This is a genomic window from Kribbella sp. NBC_00709 (genome assembly GCF_036226565.1).
GTDB lineage: Bacteria > Actinomycetota > Actinomycetes > Propionibacteriales > Kribbellaceae > Kribbella.
In genome coordinates, this window is sequence record NZ_CP108996.1 from 6,648,606 (window position 1) to 6,666,191 (window position 17,586).

A 17,586-nucleotide genomic window follows, 5' to 3' on the forward strand; every position below is an offset into this window, starting at 1 on the left:
GCTCTCAGGTCCGGCCTTCGGACTCCTGAGCTTCGAAGAGGGTCGGCTGGGTCTCGGCATCGAGTCCCCAGTCGGCCCTCATCACCGTGTAGCCGGCCTTCTCGGCGGCCGCGATCACCTTGACGTCGTCGTCGACCAGTACGGCGACCGGGCGCTGTTCGGCGAGCCGTTGCAGCCGGCCGAGCTTCATCAGCGTCGACGGGCGGCGGTCGGTGTTGCCGCGCATGTACAGCTTGCCGTCCGGGAACCCGTTGTCCTTCAGCCACTTCACCGTGTCCCGCCGCAGCCGCTCCGGCCGCCCGGTCAGGTAGACGATCTCGTGCTCGGCCGCCAGCGTCGTCGCGACCGCGAGCCCTTCGTCGAGCACCGCGTCCTCCTTGGCGTGCGCGAAGAACGAGTCCCAGTCCTTCGGCTTCCGCTCGATGAAGTGGATCCGCTTGCTGGTGTCGGACAGCGTCGCGTCGATGTCGAGTACGGCGTACGGTCGATCGTCATCCATGGTGCCCAGCCTCCCAGGTCGCGCGATCGACGCCGTACAGGACGTCCCCGAACTCCGTGCCGGGGAGCGGATCGTCGTAGTGCTCGTGGTAGACCTTCAGGAACCGTAGGCCGGACCGTCGCATCACCGCCCGCGAACGGTGGTTGACCGCCATCGTGTCCGCCTCCACCCGCTCCATCCCGAGCTCGGTGAAGGCCTTCGCGATCAGCGCCTTCGTAGCTTCGGTCGCGTACCCCTTGCCCCAGGCGGCCTGGTTCAGCCGATAGCCGATGCCGACAGTCGTGGCGTCACTCGCGGGCTGGATCCCGAACCATCCGATGAACACGCCGTCGGCGTCGGCGGCGAAGTGCCCGAGCTGCGGGTGTTCGGCGTACACCTTCAGCATCTCCGGCAGTACGACGTCCTCGATGTGGTCGCGTGGTGTCGGCCGACCGGTCAGGAACCGCATCACCTCGGGGTCGGAGTTCAACGCGACCAGCAGGTCGACATCAGCCGGCGTGAACCGGCGAAGCGTCAGTCGATCGGTCTCCAGGTAGGTCGCCACTCGTGGATCGTAGGCTGTTCGCATGTCTCAGGTCTGGTTGATTACGGGTGCGAACGCGGGGTTCGGGCGGGCGTTGACGGAGCAGGCGCTGGCGGCCGGTCACACGGTGGTCGCGGCGGTGCGGCGGCCGGAGGCGATGGAGTTGCGGCACGAGCGGTTGTCGGTGGTGAACCTCGACGTGACGGACAGCGCCGCGATTCCTGGGGTCGTCGAGCAGGTCGGGCGGATCGACGTACTCGTGAACAACGCGGGGCGCGGGATGGTCGGGGCGGCTGAAGAAACCAGCGACGAGGAACTGCGCGGGTTGATGGAGCTGCACTTCTTCGGGCCGGTCGCGTTGACGAAGGCCGTGCTGCCGGGGATGCGGGAGCGGAAGAGCGGGACTGTCGTGCAGTTGAGCAGTCAGGGCGGGCGGTTCGCGTTCGCCGGGATCAGTGCCTACAGCGGTTCGAAGTTCGCCATCGAGGGCTGGTCGGAGGCGCTCGCGGCCGAGACGAAGCAGTTCGGGATCCGGGTGCTGATCGTCGAGCCGGGTGCGTTCCGGACGTCGTTCAACGAGCCGAGCGCACTGCATGTCGCCGAGATCAGCTCCGTTTACGAAGGCTCTGTCGGCGCCGTCCGTGACGCACTCTCGAACGGGAACGGCACCCAGCCCGGCGACCCGGTCCGTGCCGCGCGAGCAATCCTGACCGCGGTCGCCAGCCCGGAGCCTCCGCTACGTCTGCCGCTCGGCTCGGACGCGGTCGAGGCACTCCAGGGTGTGTACGCCGGCGCTCAGACCGACCTCGCGACCTGGGCGGACCTGTCCCGAAGCGCCGACTTCCCAAGCTGACCTTGAGCTCCCACCAACCATTCTCGGGGCGCGAAAATGGTTGGTGGGTGCCCAAAGTGGTGGCGGAGGGTGTCCGGAGTGTGGGCGGGTGCGGGGTTGGGGTGTGTTGGGTTGGGCGGTTGTCGGTGGTGCGGGTTAGCGTTCATTCCGCGATGGACGAGTCGATCACATTTCTGCACAGCTCGGACTGGCAGCTGGGGATGATGCGCCGGTTCCTGGGGCCGGACGGTCAGGCCCGGTGGGGTCAGGCGCGGCTGGATGCTGTCGCACGGATCGGCGAGGTCGCGGAGCGGACCGGAGCGGCGTTCGTGGTCGTCACCGGGGACGTGTTCGAGCACAACCAGGTCGAGCGGCAGACGATCCTGCGAGCCTGTGAAGCCCTCAAACGAATCCCGGTGCCGGTCGTCCTCCTGCCCGGCAACCACGACGCCCTCGAGCCCGGCTCGCTGTGGACGTCGAGCCAGTGGCAGGCGCACGCACCGGGGCACGTCACGGTCCTGACCGAAACGACGCCTTTCCAGATTGTGGCGGGCGTCGAGCTCGTCGGCGCACCGTGGCGTTCGCGGCGCCCACTCTCGGACCCGGCCGCGCCGGGGTACGCCGACCTCACGCCGAAGCCCGGGATGATCCGGATCCTGCTGGCGCACGGTCAGCTGACGAGTCTGTCCGGCGGCATGTCCGACGTACCGACCATCGACCAGACTGCGCTGGAGGCCGCGGTTGCGGACGGCCGGCTGCAGTACGTCGGACTCGGCGACCGGCACTCCACCACGCGGGTGACGGACCGGATCTGGTTCTCCGGCACGCAGGAGGTCACGTCGCCCGAGGAGGACGCGCCGGGCAACGTGCTCAAGGTGACGATCGGCGCCGATGCCATCGAGGTGGAGGCGGTCCGGGTCGGCGCCTGGCACATGGTCGACCACCGGGTCGAGCTGTTCGACGAGGAGTCGATCCAGGCGCTCGAGAACTGGTTCGCCGAGCTCCCGGACAAGGAGCGGACGTACGTTCGGCTCGCCGGTGACGGCTCGTTGCCGCTGCCGTTGCTGAGCCGGCTGGACGCGATGATCGACGCGCAGGGCGAGGTGTTCGCCAGCGTCGAGCGGTGGGCCAAGTTCTGGACGGTCCGGCCCGCTCCGGACGCGGCCGACCTGGAGTCGTTGCAGCTGAGCGGTCCGGCCCGGGCCGCGATGGAGGAGCTCCGGCAGGCACTGGCCGGCGGCGACGAGGGCGCGGGTGCGGCGTTGTCGCTGATGCACCGATTGGCGCGGGACGCGGGATGAGATTGCACAGCTTGGCGCTACGGGACTTCCGTGGCGTCAAAGACCGCATTGTCCGGTTCCGCGCGCTCGGCACCACCGTCGTGGTCGGCGACAACGAGGTCGGGAAATCCAGTCTGGTCGAGGCGTTCGGGCTGATCTTCGAGCTGCCCGACGACTCGAAGTCGACCCGGATCCGCGACATCCAGCCGGTCGGCCAGGACGTCGGCCCGGAGGTCACCGCCGAGCTGAGCCTCGGGGGCCGTGAGCTGACGTACTCCAAGCGCTGGCTGAAGAACCGTTCCACCGAGCTGACCATCGTCGGGGCCGACGGCCGCCGGCAGTCCTGGACCGGTCGCGAGGCGCACAACGAGGCCGAGCGGCTGTTCCACGAGAACGTCGACCCGGTGCTCTGGCAGACGCTGATGGTCAGTCAGGGCCAGTCGTTGGTGCTGCCAACGCCGGCCGACGCGGAGCCGTTGATCACCGCGGTGACCGCCGAGTCGGGTACGCCGGTCGACGGCGCGTCGATGCCGCTGGTGACCGCGGTCGAGCACGAGTTCCTGCGGTACTGGACGCCGCGCGGCAAGCCGACCGGCGACTACGCGAGGTCCGCGAGGACGGTGTCCGGGGCCGAGCTGGCCGCGGCGCAGGCGTTGCAGGCGATGGAGGAAGTCCAGACCGACATCCGGCGGGCCGAGCGACTCAACCTCGACCTCTCCGACGTCGACACCAGGTTGAGCGATCACCTGAAGTCGGTCGAGGAGCTACGCGAGCGCAAGAAGGCGACCGACGAGATCCTGCTCCGCCGCGACTCGGTCCGCTCCCGGGCGGAGACTGCGCGGGCCCGGTTGGAGAACCACACCCGGACCAGGCTCGACCGCGAGCGGCTCCTGGACGAGGTCGAGCGGTTCACCAAGTTCGAGGCCGAGCTGGCGACGAAGCGCGCCGATGCCGACCTGGTCGCCAAGACCGCGGCCGAGATGGTGCAGGCGGCGGAAGCGGCGCTGGCCGAGGTCGTCGAGCTCAAGGACCTGCGCCGTACCGACGTGCAGGCGGCCGAGCGGCGGGTCTCGGACCTGATGGATCGCGCCGAGCTCGATCGGTTGCTGGGGCAGCAGACCGAGCTGGTCGACGTCCGCGTGCGGATCGCGGCAGCCGGGACGATCCTGGACCGGATCAAGGTCGACGACGCGATCGTCGCGGCGCTGGAGGACGCCCGGGCGGCAGTGGTCGAGGCCCGCGCGGCACTCGCGGCCGGCGTACCCGAGGTGTCGGTACGGCGACTTGGCGCGGAGCCGGTGGAATTGTCGGGGACCGGCCTGGACGGCGACGTGCCGTCGGAGCTGGGCTTCGACGAGGCGGCCGAGGTGCTCGTGTCGGGTGAGCTGGTGATCGGCGTACCGGGGCAGCTCGAGGTGACCGTGCGGGCGGGCGGTGAAGCGGCGACGTTGCGCTCGCGGGTCGACGACGCCGTACGGCGGGAGAAGGACCTGCTGAAGAAGGCCGGCGTGAAGGATGTCGCCGCCGCGCGGGAGCTGCTGCGGAAGGCGGACACCGCGACCGCCGAGCTGAACGAAGCCCGCCGGACCGAGAAGTCGCTGACGACCGGCGGCGATCCGGGCGAGCGGATCGCCGTACTGACCGCGCGGCTGGGTCCTGACGACGAGGCCGAGGAAGCGGGTAAGGCCGCGGTCGAAGGCGTTCCGGGGCAGATGTCGTTGTTCGAGGAGTTCGTGTCACCGCACGACACGCTGTTCGACGACTTCGACGTACCGGAGCCGGAGGAGGGCGACCTCGCCGGCGCGCAGCGCGCGCTCGAGGAGGCGCGGGACGGGTTGGCCGAGGCGGAGCGGTTGCTGGCGGACGCGGAGTTCGCGGCGGCGCAGGCACGGAAGGCGGCCGACGAGGATCGGTCCGAGGCGCAGAACGCGCGGGCCCGGTCCGAGCTCGCGGGGGAGCGGTTGGCGTCCGCGGTCGAGGCGCTCGAAGCGGCGCGGGTGGTGCTCGACGACGAGGGCGTGGCCGCGGCCGAGACCGAGGCGACGGCTGAGGTCGAGGCGGTGCTCGAGGAGCTGACCGTCGTACAGGAGCAGGCCGACGAGGCCGGAGCGGATCAGGTCGCGGGGGAGCTGACGCACGCGTTGGCGGTCGCGACCCGGCTGCAGGGTGAGCGGGACACGTTGCGCGATGCCTTGCGTACGACGGAGGGCCGGCTGGAGCAGTCCGGGCGGGACGGGCTCGCGACCCGGCGCGATGTGGCCGACTTGGAGCTGGCCGCAGTACGCGCGGAGCACGACGGCCTGCAGCGCCGGGCGGAGGCAGCGCGTCGCGTGTACGAGACGCTGAGCCGGCATCGGGCCGAGGCACAGACGAAGTACTCCGAGCCGCTGCAGACCCGGATCGAGTCGCTGGGACGCAGCGTTTACGGGCCGTCGTTCCGGGTCTGGCTGGACGACGACCTGGCGGTGGCCGAGCGCGAGCTCGACGGCGTACGGCTGCGGGTCGAGGCGCTGTCCACGGGTGCGCAGGAGCAGCTGGCGATCATCACCCGGCTGGCGATCAGCCACCTGGTCAGCACCGGCGAAGGCAGCGTTCCGGTGATCTTCGACGACGCCCTCGGCTGGTCCGACAAGGCCCGCCTCCGCGACATGGGCGCCCTCCTCGGCCGAGCCGGCGACCACGGCCAGATCATCATCCTCACCTGCATGCCCGACCGCTACGAATACGTCCCCAAAGCCACCTTCCTCAAGCTGGACGCGTGATCCGCTCGGGGGCTGAGTAGACGACGCAGCGGTCGCCGCGGGTGAAGCCGGTGAGGGTGAGGTTGGACTGGCGGGCGAGGTCGACGGCGAGGCTCGAGGGGGCGCTGACGGCGACGATCATGCCGATGCCGGCGGCGACGGCTTTCTGGACGATTTCGTAGCCGGCCCGGCCGCTGACGGCGAGGACGAGGCCCTTGCGGCTGTGGTGGTTGAGGACGGTCCAGCCGACGACCTTGTCGACGGCGTTGTGGCGGCCGACGTCCTCCTTCACCACGATCTTGCGGCCGTCGGCGGTGAAGAGGCCGGCCGCGTGCAGACCACCGGTGCGTTCGAACGTCTTCTGGCCCTCGCGGAGCAGATCGGGCAGGCGCCGTACGACGTCGACCGGGACCTCGACCGGGTCCACCGGGTCGTACTCGCGGTCGGCGAGCTCGTCGAGGCTCTGCTGGCCACAGACACCGCACGCGGCCGACGTGACGCCGTACCGCTGGGGTGGTTCGCGGTCCGGGGGACCGTCGAAGGTGACCGTGACGGTGTTGAACTGCTGCTCGCGGGTCAGCGCGACGTCGGTGCAGTAGGCAACGGTGCGGATCGCGTCCGGGCGGACCGCGAAACCTTCGCCGAGGCAGAAACCCGCGGCCAGCTCGAAGTCGGAACCAGGGGTGCGCATCGTGACGACCAACGGTTCGGGCGGCCGCCCTGGCCACTCCAGCCGCAGCTCCAGCGGCTCCTCGGTGGTGACGACGTCCTCCCGCCGCGACGTCCGCTCACCATCGAGCACCTCGACCTTGAATCGCGTCGCCGGCCCTTTGCTCATGCTTCAACAGTAAAGGCTCACCACCCACGCCGTACGGCGAGCCAGTCGAGGAACGTCCACGCGGACAGCCGCTGATGTTCGCGGAGAGCCGGCGTACATCCGGGTGGGGGTGGAGAGTCGGCGTTCTTCATCATGTACGCAGCGATGACTGCGATGAGGACGTCGATGTCGTCCCTGGGTACGTCGGCCGTCAGCGGGTTGTCCTGGACTGCCGCAAAGGTGTCGATGCCGTGGTGCTGCGCCAGGGGCAGCAGGCCGACCCAGTCCACCCAGCGCGGTCCGAGCGTCAGCCAGTTCCAGTCCACCACCCAGCAGGCGCCGTCGCCGTCGATGAGGATGTTGTCGGGTCGCAGGTCGGAGTGCATCGCAGTGTCACCGGTCAGCACCTGCGGCCCAGCAGCTGCCAGCTCGGCCACCTCCGGCAACACCCGCGGCACCCACTCCTGCAGCCCCGCAGGCAGCGGACGTTCACCGGCGATGATCTGGGCCGGCACAATGATGTCGTCGCCGACGAGGTCGGCGAAAACCCGCAACCCGCTCAACGGGCTGGGACACAGCGCGTCCGCCATCTCCTCACAGGCAGCTGTCACCACCGCGAAGTCCGCATCCGTCCATGGCGCCCCGGGCATCCGTGCGGGGACCCATTCCGATACCACCGCGAACCACCGCCCTCCTTCAGCGGAGGCGGAGGCCGTGGCGATGATCGCCGGAGCGCGCACGGGCTTCGGAAGCTGAGGGACGACCTCGGCCTCGCGCTGGTAGGCCCCGTAGGCGTGGCCGGCGTCAGGGGCCGCCTTGATGAACACTTCCCGGCCGTCGGACAACCGAGCCCGGGCCGCGAAGCCTCCGGTGAAACCTGAGCTGACCGGTGCGGACACCGCAGTGATCTGGATGCCGAGGGCAACGGCCAGGGCATCGTGCAGCGAGCTGGGCAGTGAGCTCCAGGCCGGGCGGAGGGACGTGGCGGAGTAGTCGACGTCCGGCGGGCGCACCTCGGAGAAACGACTCATGTCCAGGAACGATAGATGCGGCCGAAGCGAGGCGCCCGTGGTTTAGCGTTCGGAACCATGGTGTTGCATGTGCTCGACCTGGTGGGGATCTTCGTGTTCGGGATCACCGGCGCGCTGGTCGGCGTACGGAAGAAGCTGGACGTGTTCGGGATCCAGGTGCTCGCGCTCGTCACCGGTCTCGGCGGCGGGTTCATCCGCGACGTGCTGATCGGTCAGACCCCGCCGGCCGCACTCCGTGACTGGCGTTATCTGGTCGTCCCGGTCGTGGCCGGCCTGCTGACGTTCTTTCTGCACCCGGGGATCGGCCGGCTCGAGCGGCTGGTGAACATCTTCGACGCGGCCGGTCTCGCGCTGTTCTGCGTCACCGGTGCGCTGAAGGCGATCGAGTTCGGCCTGTCCCCGATCTCGGCCGCACTGCTGGGCACACTCTCCGGCATCGGCGGCGGCGTACTCCGCGACGTCCTCAGCGGCCGCGTCCCGGTCGTGCTCCGCTCCGAGATCTACGCCACGCCGGCGCTCCTCGGCGCCGGCATCGTGGTCATCGCGGCGGCGCTGGAGTACCACGCGCTCTGGGTCCCGATCGCCGCCGCGGTCACCTGCTTCGGAATCCGCCTGCTCGCGATCCGCCGCGGCTGGAACGCGCCGCTACCCCGCAACCCGTGACGGCGGCGCCCATCCGTTGACCACGGCAACCAACTCGTTGTAGCGGTGCCAGCGTGGATCGGCGGTACGGCGCAAGTCGATCAACTGCGCGCGCAACTCCGGGTCCGCCCGCAGCGGATCGTCCCCGGCAAGGACCCGGTAGCCCGCTACCAGCCGACGTACCGACGTACGGAAGTCCTCCTGGGTCACGAGCGCAGCCAACTCCAGCCAAGCCTCGAGCTGTGCTGGATCGGCATCGGAGGGGAGGACCGGCGTGAGGTTCTGCCGGACTGCCGGCTCGGCGTCGTGGCCGAGCGTCGTGCTGAGGAAGTCCGCGATCAACGCGCGGCGATCCTGCTCGGACTGTTCGGTGAGGTCGTGCATGAGTTCCAGGTCCTCCGGGTTGTGAGGGTGATGGGCGAGGACCGTGAGCAGGGCGTGCTGCCGCCGCAGGGTGCGGATCTGGATTGCCAGCGCCTCCGCGTGCGTCCCCGCAACCTCGGCGAGCGTCCGCTCGTCGTGCAGCACCGCGCGGATCGTCGGCAGATCCAGGCCCAGGGCGCGCAGTGTCCGGATCAGGCGCAGTCGTACGACGGCGTCGTCGCCGTACCGCCGATGGCCGGCCGTTGTACGGCGTGACGCCAGCAGCCCGAGGTCGGAGTAGTGGCGCACGGTCTTCACCGACACACCGGCGAGCCGCGCCACCGCACCGATCGAGTGGTCCATGCCCAACACCCTCACATCTCCCCTTACCGGAGATACAAGCCTAATTGTGGGCGAACCGCTCCTTGGGGCGCGCGAAGGTGATCGAGACGGCGGCGACGATCGCGCACGCGATGCCCACGCCGAAGGGGACCCAATAGGCGTCGGACGGACCCCAGACGTCGACCGCGTGCCCGGCGGCCGCGTTGCCCGGTGCAACGCCGAGCAGGATGCCGGTGACGGTCCAGGTGATCGCCTCCGTCAGCCGCTCCGGCGGCACCCACTCCTCAACGCAGGCAGTGACCGCGACCATCGTCGGAGCGATCGTCATGCCGCAGCAGAACAGCACCACACCGAGCATCAGCACGCTGTTGACCCAGGGGAGCGGTGCGAGCGTGACGGCGAGTGCGATCGTGCCGATCAGCAGTCGGCGCTCGACCGGAGCACGCCAGTGCACCGAGCCGTACCAGAGCCCGGCCAAGAGGCTGCCGAACGCCCAGACGGCGAGTACGACGCCGGCCAGCCCCGCCTGTCCCTTCTCTGTTGTGAACGCCACTGTGATCACCTCGGTGCCACCTAGGGTCGCGCCCAGGCCGAGACCGATCAGGCTGAGCAGCATGATCGACAGCCAGGGGAGTGGCGCCCGCTCGGTCCCGTCCGACTTTCCCCGTCCTGGCGGGTCGGAGGCGCGCAGTGTGGCCAGCCAGATGCCACCGGCCAGGCCGAGTACGCCGGCGGCAGTCAACGCGGCGTACGGACTCCACTGCGTCGCCAGCGTGGTGACCAGGACCGGACCGACGATGAAGACCACCTCGTCGCCGACCGCCTCCAACGCAAACGCCGTCTGTAGCGCACGGCCCCGCCCGAGCAGGTGGGTCCACCGGGCGCGGACGAATGAGCCGACCTGCGGACGGGTGCCACCGGCAACGAACGACAACGCGTACAGGACCCAGGTGGGCGCGTCGGCACGCACCGCGACGAGCAGGCCGCCGAGTGCGACCGTGCAGATGACCGAACCGACCAGGATCAGCGTCCGCTGGCCGAAGCGGTCCACCAGCCGGCCCTGGACCGGTCCGGTCAACGCGCCGGCGATGACGGCGACACCGGAGACCGCGCCGGCCAGGCCGTACGAGCCGCTCTCGCGGGCGATCAGGATGACGATGCCCAGGCCGATCATCGAGATCGGCATACGCCCGAGGATCCCGGCGGCGAAGAAGGCGCCGGCACCGGGACGGCGCATGAGATGAACGTAAGGCTTGAGCATGAGAGACCGGGAACACCTTAACCTTCAGTCGTCTGAGAAGCTTGGAATATGCCGTTGCCCCAGTCGCCTGCTGCAGTTCCGTACGACGCCGTCCTGTTGCTCTCCTTCGGCGGTCCCGAGAAGCCCGATGACGTCCTGCCGTTCCTCCAGAACGTGACCCGCGGCCGGGGGATCCCGGACGAGCGGCTGAAGGAGGTCGGGGAGCACTACTACGGGTTCGGCGGCAAGAGCCCGATCAACGACCAGAACCGCGACCTGCTGAAGGCGCTGCGGGAGTCGTTCGACGAGATCGGCCTGGATCTGCCCATCTACTGGGGCAACCGCAACTGGGCGCCGTACCTGACCGACACGATGCGCGAGATGGTCGCCGACGGGGTACGCCGTGCGGTGGTGATCGTCACGTCCGCCTACCCGTCGTACTCCGGCTGCCGCCAGTACCGGGAGAACCTCGAGGACGCCGCCCGGGAGATCCCGGACGCGCCGCAGATCGACAAGCTCCGGCACTACGCGAACCACCCCGGCTTCGTCGGATCGTTCGTCGAGTCGACCGCCGAGGCGTTGAGCCGGCTGCCCGAGGGCAGCGCGATCGCGTACGTGACGCACTCGATCCCGACCGCGATGAACGCGACCAGCGGACCCGACGGCAACGGGTACGTCGACTGGCACCTGGACGTCGCCGCGGAGATCACGGCCGAGCTGGAGCGGCGTACCGGGCAGACCCGGCGGACCGACCTCGTCTACTGCTCGCGGTCCGGGCCGCCGCAGGTGCCGTGGCTCGAGCCCGACGTCAACGACAACCTGGAGGTGCTGGCCGCCGAGGGCGTGCCGGGGGTGGCCGTCGTGCCGATCGGGTTCGTGAGTGACCACATGGAGGTCATCTACGACCTCGACACCGAGGCCGCGAAGACGGCCGAGAAGCTCGGCCTGCCGATGGCGCGGGCCGCGACCCCGGGCACGGACAAGAAGTTCGTCACGATGCTCCGCGACCTGGTCGTCGAGCGCGCCGCCGCCGAGCGCGGCGAGCAGCCGGCCCGGCCCTGCGTCGGCAAGCTCGGCCCGGCCTGGGACGACTGCCGCCACGACTGTTGCCCACCGCTTCGCCGACCTACTCGTCAGAAGGAAGCTGTATGACCTCCTCAGAGAGCCCGCAGGATCTGCTGAAGCTGGCCGTGGAGGTGGCGGAAGAGGCGGCGGGGCTGATCGTCGAACGCCGCCGCGGCACGATCACGGTCGCCGAGACCAAGAGCACCATCACCGACGTGGTCACCGCCGTCGACCGCGAGTCCGAGGAACTGATCCGGGCCCGGGTCCTGAAGGCCCGCCCGGACGACTCGTTCCTGGGCGAGGAGGGCGACGACGTGGTCGGCACCAGCGGGGTGCGCTGGGTGGTCGACCCGATCGACGGCACCGTCAACTATCTGTACGACCTCCCGACGTACGCCGTCTCGATCGCGGTCGAGTACGCCGGGGAGACCGTCGCCGGCGTGGTCGTCGACGCGCCGAAGGGCGAGATCTTCACCGCGACGAGGGGTGGTGGCGCGTTCGCGGACGGCAAGCCGATCCAGGTGTCGGGTGCCACCGACCTGAGCCAGGCCCTGGTCGGGACCGGCTTCGGGTACGACCCGGCGCGGCGGCAGGTGCAGGCCGAGGTGATCCAGCACCTGATCACCAAGGTCCGGGACATCCGCCGGATCGGGGTCGGGGCGATCGACCTGTGCTACGTCGCCTGCGGCCGGCTGGACGTGGTGTACGAACGCGGCCTGAACCCGTGGGACTACGGCGCCGGCGCCTTGATCGCGGCCGAGGCCGGGGCGACGGTCGGCGGGCTGAACGGCGCCTCGGTGTCGCCGGAGATGTCGATCGCGGCGAGTCCGGCGCTGTTCTCGCCGTTCCACGACCTGCTGGCCGCGGCGAACCCCTTGCGCGCGTAAACGCCAGGGAGTGCTCGTTTCTGCGCAGTATCGCGCAATAACGAGCATTCTGATGTTCGGTCCTGACATTTGTTGCGACACGCGGGTCACAGCATGGACCCAGTCGTGCATCCGGGCGGTTTATAGGGCACAATCCCGTCCTCGGGAGAGGTGATTGCCGATCCCGGCCTGGCTGTCAAGGGTTTCGGGGGACGAAGATTCAGCGCGGTGCGCCGACGCGGAATTTCTCGGCCGCTCTACCCGTTCAAGGGCTCAGCAGGCAACACCACGGGTACGAAGAGGGCAGGGAACACCATGGCGACTGATTACGACGCCCCGCGCAAGACGGACGAGGACGCTTCCGAAGAGTCGATCGAGGAACTGAAGACTCGCCGTCACGACAAGAACTCCGGCAAGGTCGACGAGGACGAGGCCGAGGCCGCGGAGAGCTTCGAGCTGCCCGGCGCGGACCTGAGTCACGAAGAGTTGGCGGTCCGGGTCCTCCCACGCCAGGCCGACGAGTTCACCTGTTCGAGCTGCTTCCTGGTTCACCACCGCAGCCAGCTCGCCGAAACGAAGAACGGGCAGCTGATCTGCCGCGACTGCGCAGCCTGACACCAGCGCCCTTCTTCGTCCTAACAGCAACGGGACCGTTCCCACCTCGGTGGGACGGTCCCGCAGTTGTGTCTCGAGGCCTGGCTAGACCTTCTTCACCAGGCCGGTATCGGTGCCCCTGACGAGGCGCGCAGTGGCGTCCTGCGTCCAGCCGGGCGGCGGGTGACCCGTCGACTTCAGGTAGTACGCCGCCGCCTGCCGCTCCGCGAACAGCTTGGCCACGGCCGCCGCCGCTCCACTCGCGGCCGCCCAGATGACCACCTCGGCGTACCCACCGTCACCGTCCTTGGGCGGCTCGCCACCGCGCCCGAGCTTCCAGGCCGCGCCGACCGCCTTGCTCGCGGCCAGGCCCAGCACGATCGTGAATGCGGCCTGCACCAGCTTCCAGCCGATCTTCGCTCCGACCACTGCACACACTCCTAACGCGACTGCTGACAGTCAGGATCTTCCCACGCTGTGCCCGCTCAGCGCGGCAGCCAACCGATCCGGGTGCCGCGTGGCGATCAGCCAGTACGGCGCGGGGTCGCCCGGGTCGGTGATCTGCACCCGCACGGCGCCGGGCAGGTAGCTACGCAGCACCAGGTAGGCCTTCGGGTCGCAGTCGCGCCCGAACGCCTGCCGTGCATCGTCACCGGTCAGCGCCTCGACCGTGCCGAGGTACGTCCGGTCGATCTCGGCCCGTCCGGCCCGCAGATGCCGGTCGTCGACCTCGACCCGCGCGCCGCCGTACCGGATGAACAACGTCACCAGCAGCACCGCCGCGAGCCCGCCGACGATTGCGCCGGCGAGCGTGTTGACCGGCACCGCGGTGATGACGAACAGCGTGATCACGGCGGCGGCGGCGATGATCCACCACGACACCGGCACGCGCAGACTCTCGCGATAGCTACCCACAGACCCAGCCTGGCACGAGCCCGTCGCGGAGCGCTCGATAGGGTCGCCTCTCGTGACCGAGGTACTCATCCAGCGCATCGACCCCGAACTCCCGCTCCCGTCGTACGCGCATCCCGGCGACGCCGGCGCCGACCTGGTAGCGGCCGCCGACCTCACCCTGAAGCCGGGGGAGCGCGGCCTGGTCGGCACCGGGATCGCGATCGCCCTGCAGGACGGGTACGCCGCCTTCGTGCACCCGCGCTCCGGGCTGGCCGCGAAGCACGGCGTCTCGATCGTCAACGCGCCCGGCACCGTCGACGCCGGCTACCGCGGCGAGATCAAGGTCTGCCTGATCAACCTCGACCCGCACACCGAGGTGACGGTGCGCCGTGGCGACCGGATCGCCCAGCTCGTCATCCAGCAGGTGGAGAAGGCCCGGTTCGTCGAGGTGACCTCATTGCCCGGCTCCGCACGCGGTGAACAGGGGCACGGGTCGACCGGCGGTTTCGGCGATGTGACACGCTGAGCAAGTGCACCCGTTGACCTGACGGATGCGCGAGACTACGGCGGCCGTACTCAAACCAAGGAAGTAGGCAACAGCAGTGATCTTCCGCCGCAAGGGCAAGAACGACGATCCCGAGACGACCGGGACCGACGCTGCGACCGATGAGACCGGTCCGGTCGATGTCCGTGCCGAGGGTCCGTTCGATTCGACCGAGGTCGACGCCGAGGCGCTGGAAGACGAAGGGCGGGTCGACCTGGGCGCGCTGCTCGTCACCGGCCTGGACGGGATGGAGTTCGGCCTTCAGGTCGACGAGCAGAGCGGCGTTGTGCAGGCGGTCCTGCTGATGCTGGAAGACTCCGCCCTCGAGCTGCGCGCCTTCGCGGCGCCGCGGTCGAGCGGCATCTGGGACGAGGTCCGGCGTGAGGTCGCCGCCGAGGCCAGCCGGATGGGCGGTACGGCCACCGAGACCGACGGCCCGTTCGGGACCGAGCTCGTGCTGGTCCTCCCGGTCGAGGACCCGGAGGGTCAGATGTTCAGCCAGACCTCTCGCGTCATCGGTGTGGACGGCCCGCGCTGGCTGCTCCGCGGAACCGTGCTGGGCCGTGCCGCGGTCGAGGCGGACGCCGCGCTGCCGATGGAAGAGACGTTCCGCAACGTGATCGTCGTCCGCGGTGACGAGCCGATGGCGGTCCGTGAGTCACTCCCGTTGCGGCTTCCGCCGGGTGCCCAGCCGAGCCCGACCGAAGAAGCGTAAGCGGACTACACTCGACGACATGGGTAGCAGCAAACCCGCGGGGCTGTGGAAGCGTGCTTTCCAGGGCTTGGCCGGGGACCGCGATCAGCAGGACGCGGAGGTCCTCCAGGACTTCGCGCAGGACTGTGGCGCGCGTTCCATCACCGGCTGTCACGACCGGGAACTAGTCACGCTGTACGGCACGTTGCGCACGATCACGTTCAGCCCGCGCGGCGGCGTACCAGCACTGGAGGGTGAGTTGTACGACGGCACCGGCACGGTCAAGCTGATCTGGCTCGGCCGGCGCAAGATCGGTGGCATCCACGCCGGCTCGGAGCTGATCGCTTCCGGCCGGATCGGCGTCGTCGACGGCGACCGGGTGATGTTCAACCCGCGCTACGAGCTGCGCCCCCAGGCTGCTCATGGCTGAGCCGACGTCGCGCCGCGACCAGCTCGACGAGGACCTCAACGAGAAGCTGGTCGAGATCCTGAAGCCCGAGCTCGAAGCAGCGGCCACCGAGCCGCCGGCCGACGAGCCCGCGAAACCGGCGAAGTCGACCGACAAGGACTTCTTCCACGCGCTCGGTGGTTGGGGCGCGCTGCTCGACATCGGCCTGCCGTGGATCGCGTTCCTGGTCGCGTACGCCGTCACCGATCACAAGCTGCAGCTCTCGCTCATCATTGCGGTCGGTATCGCCGCGGTGCTCGCGGTGGTGCGCCTGGTCCGCCGCCAGCAGTTGCGCAACATCGCCGGCGGCTTCATCGGCGTACTGATCTCGGCCTGGGTCGCGAACCGCACCGGGAATGCGAAGGACTTCTATGTCCCTGGGTTGCTGACCAACCTCGGGTACGGCGCTCTGTATCTGATCACTGTGCTGATCCGGTGGCCGTTGTTCGGCGTGCTGTACGGCGTGATCACGCAGACCGGCACGGCGTGGCGCCGGGATCCCGCGATGCTGAAGGGGTTCTCGCGGGCGACGCTGGTGTTTGTGGGTCTGTTTGCGATCCGGCTGATCGTGCAGGTGCCGCTGTACTTCACCGGCAGCCTGAACGCGCTGGGGATCGCGAAGATCGGGCTGGGGCTGCCGTTCTATGCACTGGCGATCTGGCTCGCGTACGCCGTACTGCGCGGCTCGCTTCCCGCCGAGAAGTGGGACGAGGCCCGCGACCACATCACGCATCTGCTGCGCGGCAACAAGAAGTAGTACCCGCCGCCCGAGGCCCTACGCATTTGCCTGGCAGACCCACCAACTTGGTTGGTCTGCCAGGCAAATTGGGATAGCTACTCCGACTTGCGGTGGTGGGGGGAGAGCATGTCCTCGAGCTGCTCCTCGGTTTCGTCGGCTGCGACGAAGAGGAGCTCGTCGTTCAGTTCCAGCGTGCCTTCCGGGTCCGGTCGTAGTACTCGGCCTTCGCGGAGGATGACGACCAGGGCGGTGTCGAGCGGCCAGTCGATGTCGCCGACGCGCTGGCCGATCATCGGGGAGTCTTCGGGCAGGGTCAGTTCGACCAGGTTGGCGTCGCCCTGGCGGAAGGTGAACAGGCGGACCAGGTCGCCGACCGACACCGCTTCCTCGACCAGCGCGGACATGATCCGCGGTGTCGACACCGAGACGTCCACACCCCAGGCCTCGTTGAACATCCACTCGTTGCGCGGATGGTTGACCCGGGCAACGGTTCGCGGGACGCCGAACTCGGTCTTGGCGAGCAGCGAGACGACCAGGTTGACCTTGTCGTCGCCGGTGCTGGCGATCGCCACCTGGCAACGCTGCAGGGCGGCCTCCTCCAGCGAGGACAGCTCGCACGCGTCGGCCAGCAGCCACTCGGCGCGCGGCACCGACTCGGCCTTGATCGCCCGCGGGTCCTTGTCGATCAGCAGTACTTCGTGGCCGTTCTCCAGCAGCTCGGCGGCGATCGAACGACCGACGTTCCCGGCACCGGCGATGGCTACCCGCATCACAGCTCCTCAGGCTTCGTGCCGAGCTGGGACTCGATCGCTGCGGCGTCCCGCTCCGGCATCACGACATGGACCAGGTCACCCTCCTGGATGACCGTGTCCGGCCGGGGCAGCATTCCCTCGCCGAGCCGGGTCAGGAACGCGACCCGGGCACCGGTGGCCCTCTCGATGTCGAACGCGAGCCGGCCGATCCAGTCCGCGTGCACATGCACCTCGGCCAGCCGGACCGTGCCGGACGGATCCCGCCACTCCGGCTCGGAGCCCTCCGGCAGCAGCCGGCGCATCATCTGATCGACCGTCCAGCGGACCGTGCCGACCGTGGGGATGCCGAGCCGCTGGTACACCTCGGCGCGTCCGGGGTCGTAGATCCGGGCCACCACGTTGGAGATGCCGAACGTCTCGCGGGCCACCCGGGCGGCCAGGATGTTCGAGTTGTCGCCGTTGGAGACCGCGGCGAACGCCTCGGCGTCCTCGGTACCGGCCTCGATCAGCACTTCCCGGTCGAAGCCCATCCCGACGATGGTCCGGCCGGTGAAGTTGGGGCTGAGCCGCCGGAAGGCGTCGGCCGACTGGTCGATGATCGCGACCGTGTGGCCGCGTCTCTCCAGGCCACGCGCGAGCATCGACCCGACGCGGCCGCAGCCCATGATGACGACGTGCAC

At 69.4% G+C, this 17,586-nt stretch carries 21 protein-coding genes; 11 read left to right on the forward strand and 10 right to left on the reverse strand.

Annotated features, from left to right (window positions below):
- Positions 1-4 precede the first annotated feature (4 nt).
- Positions 5-499: a phosphatase domain-containing protein gene (locus OHA18_RS32515; protein WP_328999162.1), complete on the reverse strand. Its 495-nt coding sequence runs from the start codon at positions 497-499 to the stop codon at positions 5-7.
- On the reverse strand, positions 492-1,043 hold the full coding sequence (locus tag OHA18_RS32520) for a GNAT family N-acetyltransferase (RefSeq protein WP_328999163.1): 552 nt from the start codon (positions 1,041-1,043) through the stop codon (positions 492-494). The genes OHA18_RS32515 and OHA18_RS32520 overlap by 8 nt, the downstream gene beginning before the upstream one ends.
- A 22-nt stretch (positions 1,044-1,065) precedes the next feature.
- On the opposite strand from OHA18_RS32520, the gene OHA18_RS32525 reads away from it, so the two are divergent.
- The 3 genes from OHA18_RS32525 to OHA18_RS32535 all read left to right on the forward strand — a co-directional run bounded on the left by OHA18_RS32525 (position 1,066) and on the right by OHA18_RS32535 (position 5,896).
- Complete coding sequence (locus OHA18_RS32525; RefSeq protein ID WP_328999164.1) at positions 1,066-1,875, forward strand: SDR family NAD(P)-dependent oxidoreductase; 810 nt, start codon at positions 1,066-1,068, stop codon at positions 1,873-1,875.
- Between the two features lie 152 nt (positions 1,876-2,027).
- The gene (locus OHA18_RS32530) at positions 2,028-3,155 is read left to right on the forward strand and encodes a metallophosphoesterase family protein (protein WP_328999165.1); all 1,128 of its coding nucleotides are present in this window, start codon (positions 2,028-2,030) and stop codon (positions 3,153-3,155) included.
- Positions 3,152-5,896, forward strand: a complete 2,745-nt coding sequence (locus tag OHA18_RS32535; RefSeq protein WP_328999166.1) for an AAA family ATPase — start codon at positions 3,152-3,154, stop codon at positions 5,894-5,896. Before OHA18_RS32530 ends, OHA18_RS32535 begins: the two co-directional genes overlap by 4 nt.
- On the opposite strand, the gene fdhD is transcribed toward OHA18_RS32535, so the two are convergent.
- Both fdhD and OHA18_RS32545 read right to left on the reverse strand, forming a co-directional pair.
- Complete coding sequence (fdhD, locus tag OHA18_RS32540; RefSeq protein WP_328999167.1) at positions 5,880-6,713, reverse strand: formate dehydrogenase accessory sulfurtransferase FdhD; 834 nt, start codon at positions 6,711-6,713, stop codon at positions 5,880-5,882. The genes OHA18_RS32535 and fdhD overlap by 17 nt on opposite strands.
- Positions 6,714-6,730: 17 nt before the next feature.
- On the reverse strand, positions 6,731-7,723 hold the full coding sequence (locus OHA18_RS32545; protein WP_328999168.1) for a phosphotransferase family protein: 993 nt from the start codon (positions 7,721-7,723) through the stop codon (positions 6,731-6,733).
- Between the two features lie 57 nt (positions 7,724-7,780).
- On the opposite strand from OHA18_RS32545, the gene OHA18_RS32550 reads away from it, so the two are divergent.
- A complete protein-coding gene (locus tag OHA18_RS32550; RefSeq protein WP_328999169.1) occupies positions 7,781-8,386 on the forward strand; it encodes a trimeric intracellular cation channel family protein in 606 nt (201 codons plus the stop codon).
- Here the strand turns inward: OHA18_RS32550 and OHA18_RS32555 are convergent.
- Together OHA18_RS32555 and OHA18_RS32560 are read right to left on the reverse strand one after the other, a co-directional pair.
- Complete coding sequence (locus OHA18_RS32555; RefSeq protein ID WP_328999170.1) at positions 8,369-9,091, reverse strand: MerR family transcriptional regulator; 723 nt, start codon at positions 9,089-9,091, stop codon at positions 8,369-8,371. The two genes, OHA18_RS32550 and OHA18_RS32555, sit on opposite strands and share 18 nt — an antisense overlap.
- A 40-nt stretch (positions 9,092-9,131) precedes the next feature.
- A complete protein-coding gene (locus OHA18_RS32560; protein WP_328999171.1) occupies positions 9,132-10,307 on the reverse strand; it encodes an MFS transporter in 1,176 nt (391 codons plus the stop codon).
- 72 nt (positions 10,308-10,379) lie between these two features.
- Here OHA18_RS32560 and OHA18_RS32565 point away from each other — a divergent pair, with 72 nt between their 5' ends.
- From OHA18_RS32565 to OHA18_RS32575, 3 genes are all read left to right on the forward strand, one after another.
- A complete protein-coding gene (locus tag OHA18_RS32565; protein ID WP_328999172.1) occupies positions 10,380-11,462 on the forward strand; it encodes a ferrochelatase in 1,083 nt (360 codons plus the stop codon).
- A complete protein-coding gene (locus OHA18_RS32570; protein WP_328999173.1) occupies positions 11,459-12,262 on the forward strand; it encodes an inositol monophosphatase family protein in 804 nt (267 codons plus the stop codon). The genes OHA18_RS32565 and OHA18_RS32570 overlap by 4 nt, the downstream gene beginning before the upstream one ends.
- A gap of 294 nt (positions 12,263-12,556) precedes the next feature.
- On the forward strand, positions 12,557-12,856 hold the full coding sequence (locus OHA18_RS32575) for a DUF4193 domain-containing protein (RefSeq protein ID WP_130379292.1): 300 nt from the start codon (positions 12,557-12,559) through the stop codon (positions 12,854-12,856).
- Positions 12,857-12,940: 84 nt separating this feature from the next.
- Here the strand turns inward: OHA18_RS32575 and OHA18_RS32580 are convergent, their stop codons facing one another.
- Together OHA18_RS32580 and OHA18_RS32585 are read right to left on the reverse strand one after the other, a co-directional pair.
- Positions 12,941-13,264 carry a DUF4235 domain-containing protein gene (locus tag OHA18_RS32580; RefSeq protein ID WP_328999174.1) on the reverse strand — a complete coding sequence of 108 codons (324 nt, stop codon included), beginning with the start codon at positions 13,262-13,264 and terminating at the stop codon, positions 12,941-12,943.
- Between the two features lie 30 nt (positions 13,265-13,294).
- A complete protein-coding gene (locus OHA18_RS32585) occupies positions 13,295-13,750 on the reverse strand; it encodes a DUF3093 domain-containing protein (protein WP_328999175.1) in 456 nt (151 codons plus the stop codon).
- Between the two features lie 52 nt (positions 13,751-13,802).
- Here OHA18_RS32585 and dut point away from each other — a divergent pair, with 52 nt between their 5' ends.
- From dut to OHA18_RS32605, 4 genes are all read left to right on the forward strand, one after another.
- Positions 13,803-14,255, forward strand: a complete 453-nt coding sequence (gene dut, locus OHA18_RS32590; RefSeq protein ID WP_328999176.1) for a dUTP diphosphatase — start codon at positions 13,803-13,805, stop codon at positions 14,253-14,255.
- A gap of 76 nt (positions 14,256-14,331) precedes the next feature.
- On the forward strand, positions 14,332-14,988 hold the full coding sequence (locus OHA18_RS32595) for a DUF3710 domain-containing protein (RefSeq protein WP_328999177.1): 657 nt from the start codon (positions 14,332-14,334) through the stop codon (positions 14,986-14,988).
- A gap of 19 nt (positions 14,989-15,007) precedes the next feature.
- Complete coding sequence (locus OHA18_RS32600; RefSeq protein ID WP_328999178.1) at positions 15,008-15,397, forward strand: OB-fold nucleic acid binding domain-containing protein; 390 nt, start codon at positions 15,008-15,010, stop codon at positions 15,395-15,397.
- Positions 15,390-16,172: a DUF3159 domain-containing protein gene (locus tag OHA18_RS32605; RefSeq protein WP_328999179.1), complete on the forward strand. Its 783-nt coding sequence runs from the start codon at positions 15,390-15,392 to the stop codon at positions 16,170-16,172. The genes OHA18_RS32600 and OHA18_RS32605 overlap by 8 nt, the downstream gene beginning before the upstream one ends.
- 77 nt (positions 16,173-16,249) lie before the next feature.
- Here OHA18_RS32605 and OHA18_RS32610 read toward each other — a convergent pair whose 3' ends face one another.
- The gene (locus OHA18_RS32610) at positions 16,250-16,924 is read right to left on the reverse strand and encodes a potassium channel family protein (RefSeq protein ID WP_130450480.1); all 675 of its coding nucleotides are present in this window, start codon (positions 16,922-16,924) and stop codon (positions 16,250-16,252) included.
- A complete protein-coding gene (locus OHA18_RS32615; protein ID WP_328999180.1) occupies positions 16,924-17,586 on the reverse strand; it encodes a potassium channel family protein in 663 nt (220 codons plus the stop codon). The genes OHA18_RS32610 and OHA18_RS32615 overlap by 1 nt, the downstream gene beginning before the upstream one ends.

What these genes read in the sequence shown, in the direction of transcription:
- OHA18_RS32610 (WP_130450480.1), bottom strand. Translation starts at nt 16,924, where the DNA reads ATGCGGGTAGCCATCGCCGGTGCCGGGAACGTCGGTCGTTCGATCGCC.
- OHA18_RS32545 (WP_328999168.1), bottom strand. Translation starts at nt 7,723, where the DNA reads ATGAGTCGTTTCTCCGAGGTGCGCCCGCCGGACGTCGACTACTCCGCC.
- OHA18_RS32550 (WP_328999169.1), top strand. Translation starts at nt 7,781, where the DNA reads ATGGTGTTGCATGTGCTCGACCTGGTGGGGATCTTCGTGTTCGGGATC.
- OHA18_RS32560 (WP_328999171.1), bottom strand. Translation starts at nt 10,307, where the DNA reads ATGCGCCGTCCCGGTGCCGGCGCCTTCTTCGCCGCCGGGATCCTCGGG.
- OHA18_RS32535 (WP_328999166.1), top strand. Translation starts at nt 3,152, where the DNA reads ATGAGATTGCACAGCTTGGCGCTACGGGACTTCCGTGGCGTCAAAGAC.
- OHA18_RS32565 (WP_328999172.1), top strand. Translation starts at nt 10,380, where the DNA reads ATGCCGTTGCCCCAGTCGCCTGCTGCAGTTCCGTACGACGCCGTCCTG.
- OHA18_RS32575 (WP_130379292.1), top strand. Translation starts at nt 12,557, where the DNA reads ATGGCGACTGATTACGACGCCCCGCGCAAGACGGACGAGGACGCTTCC.
- OHA18_RS32515 (WP_328999162.1), bottom strand. Translation starts at nt 499, where the DNA reads ATGGATGACGATCGACCGTACGCCGTACTCGACATCGACGCGACGCTG.
- fdhD (WP_328999167.1), bottom strand. Translation starts at nt 6,713, where the DNA reads ATGAGCAAAGGGCCGGCGACGCGATTCAAGGTCGAGGTGCTCGATGGT.
- OHA18_RS32600 (WP_328999178.1), top strand. Translation starts at nt 15,008, where the DNA reads ATGGGTAGCAGCAAACCCGCGGGGCTGTGGAAGCGTGCTTTCCAGGGC.
- OHA18_RS32530 (WP_328999165.1), top strand. Translation starts at nt 2,028, where the DNA reads ATGGACGAGTCGATCACATTTCTGCACAGCTCGGACTGGCAGCTGGGG.
- OHA18_RS32605 (WP_328999179.1), top strand. Translation starts at nt 15,390, where the DNA reads ATGGCTGAGCCGACGTCGCGCCGCGACCAGCTCGACGAGGACCTCAAC.
- OHA18_RS32570 (WP_328999173.1), top strand. Translation starts at nt 11,459, where the DNA reads ATGACCTCCTCAGAGAGCCCGCAGGATCTGCTGAAGCTGGCCGTGGAG.
- OHA18_RS32555 (WP_328999170.1), bottom strand. Translation starts at nt 9,091, where the DNA reads ATGGACCACTCGATCGGTGCGGTGGCGCGGCTCGCCGGTGTGTCGGTG.
- OHA18_RS32525 (WP_328999164.1), top strand. Translation starts at nt 1,066, where the DNA reads ATGTCTCAGGTCTGGTTGATTACGGGTGCGAACGCGGGGTTCGGGCGG.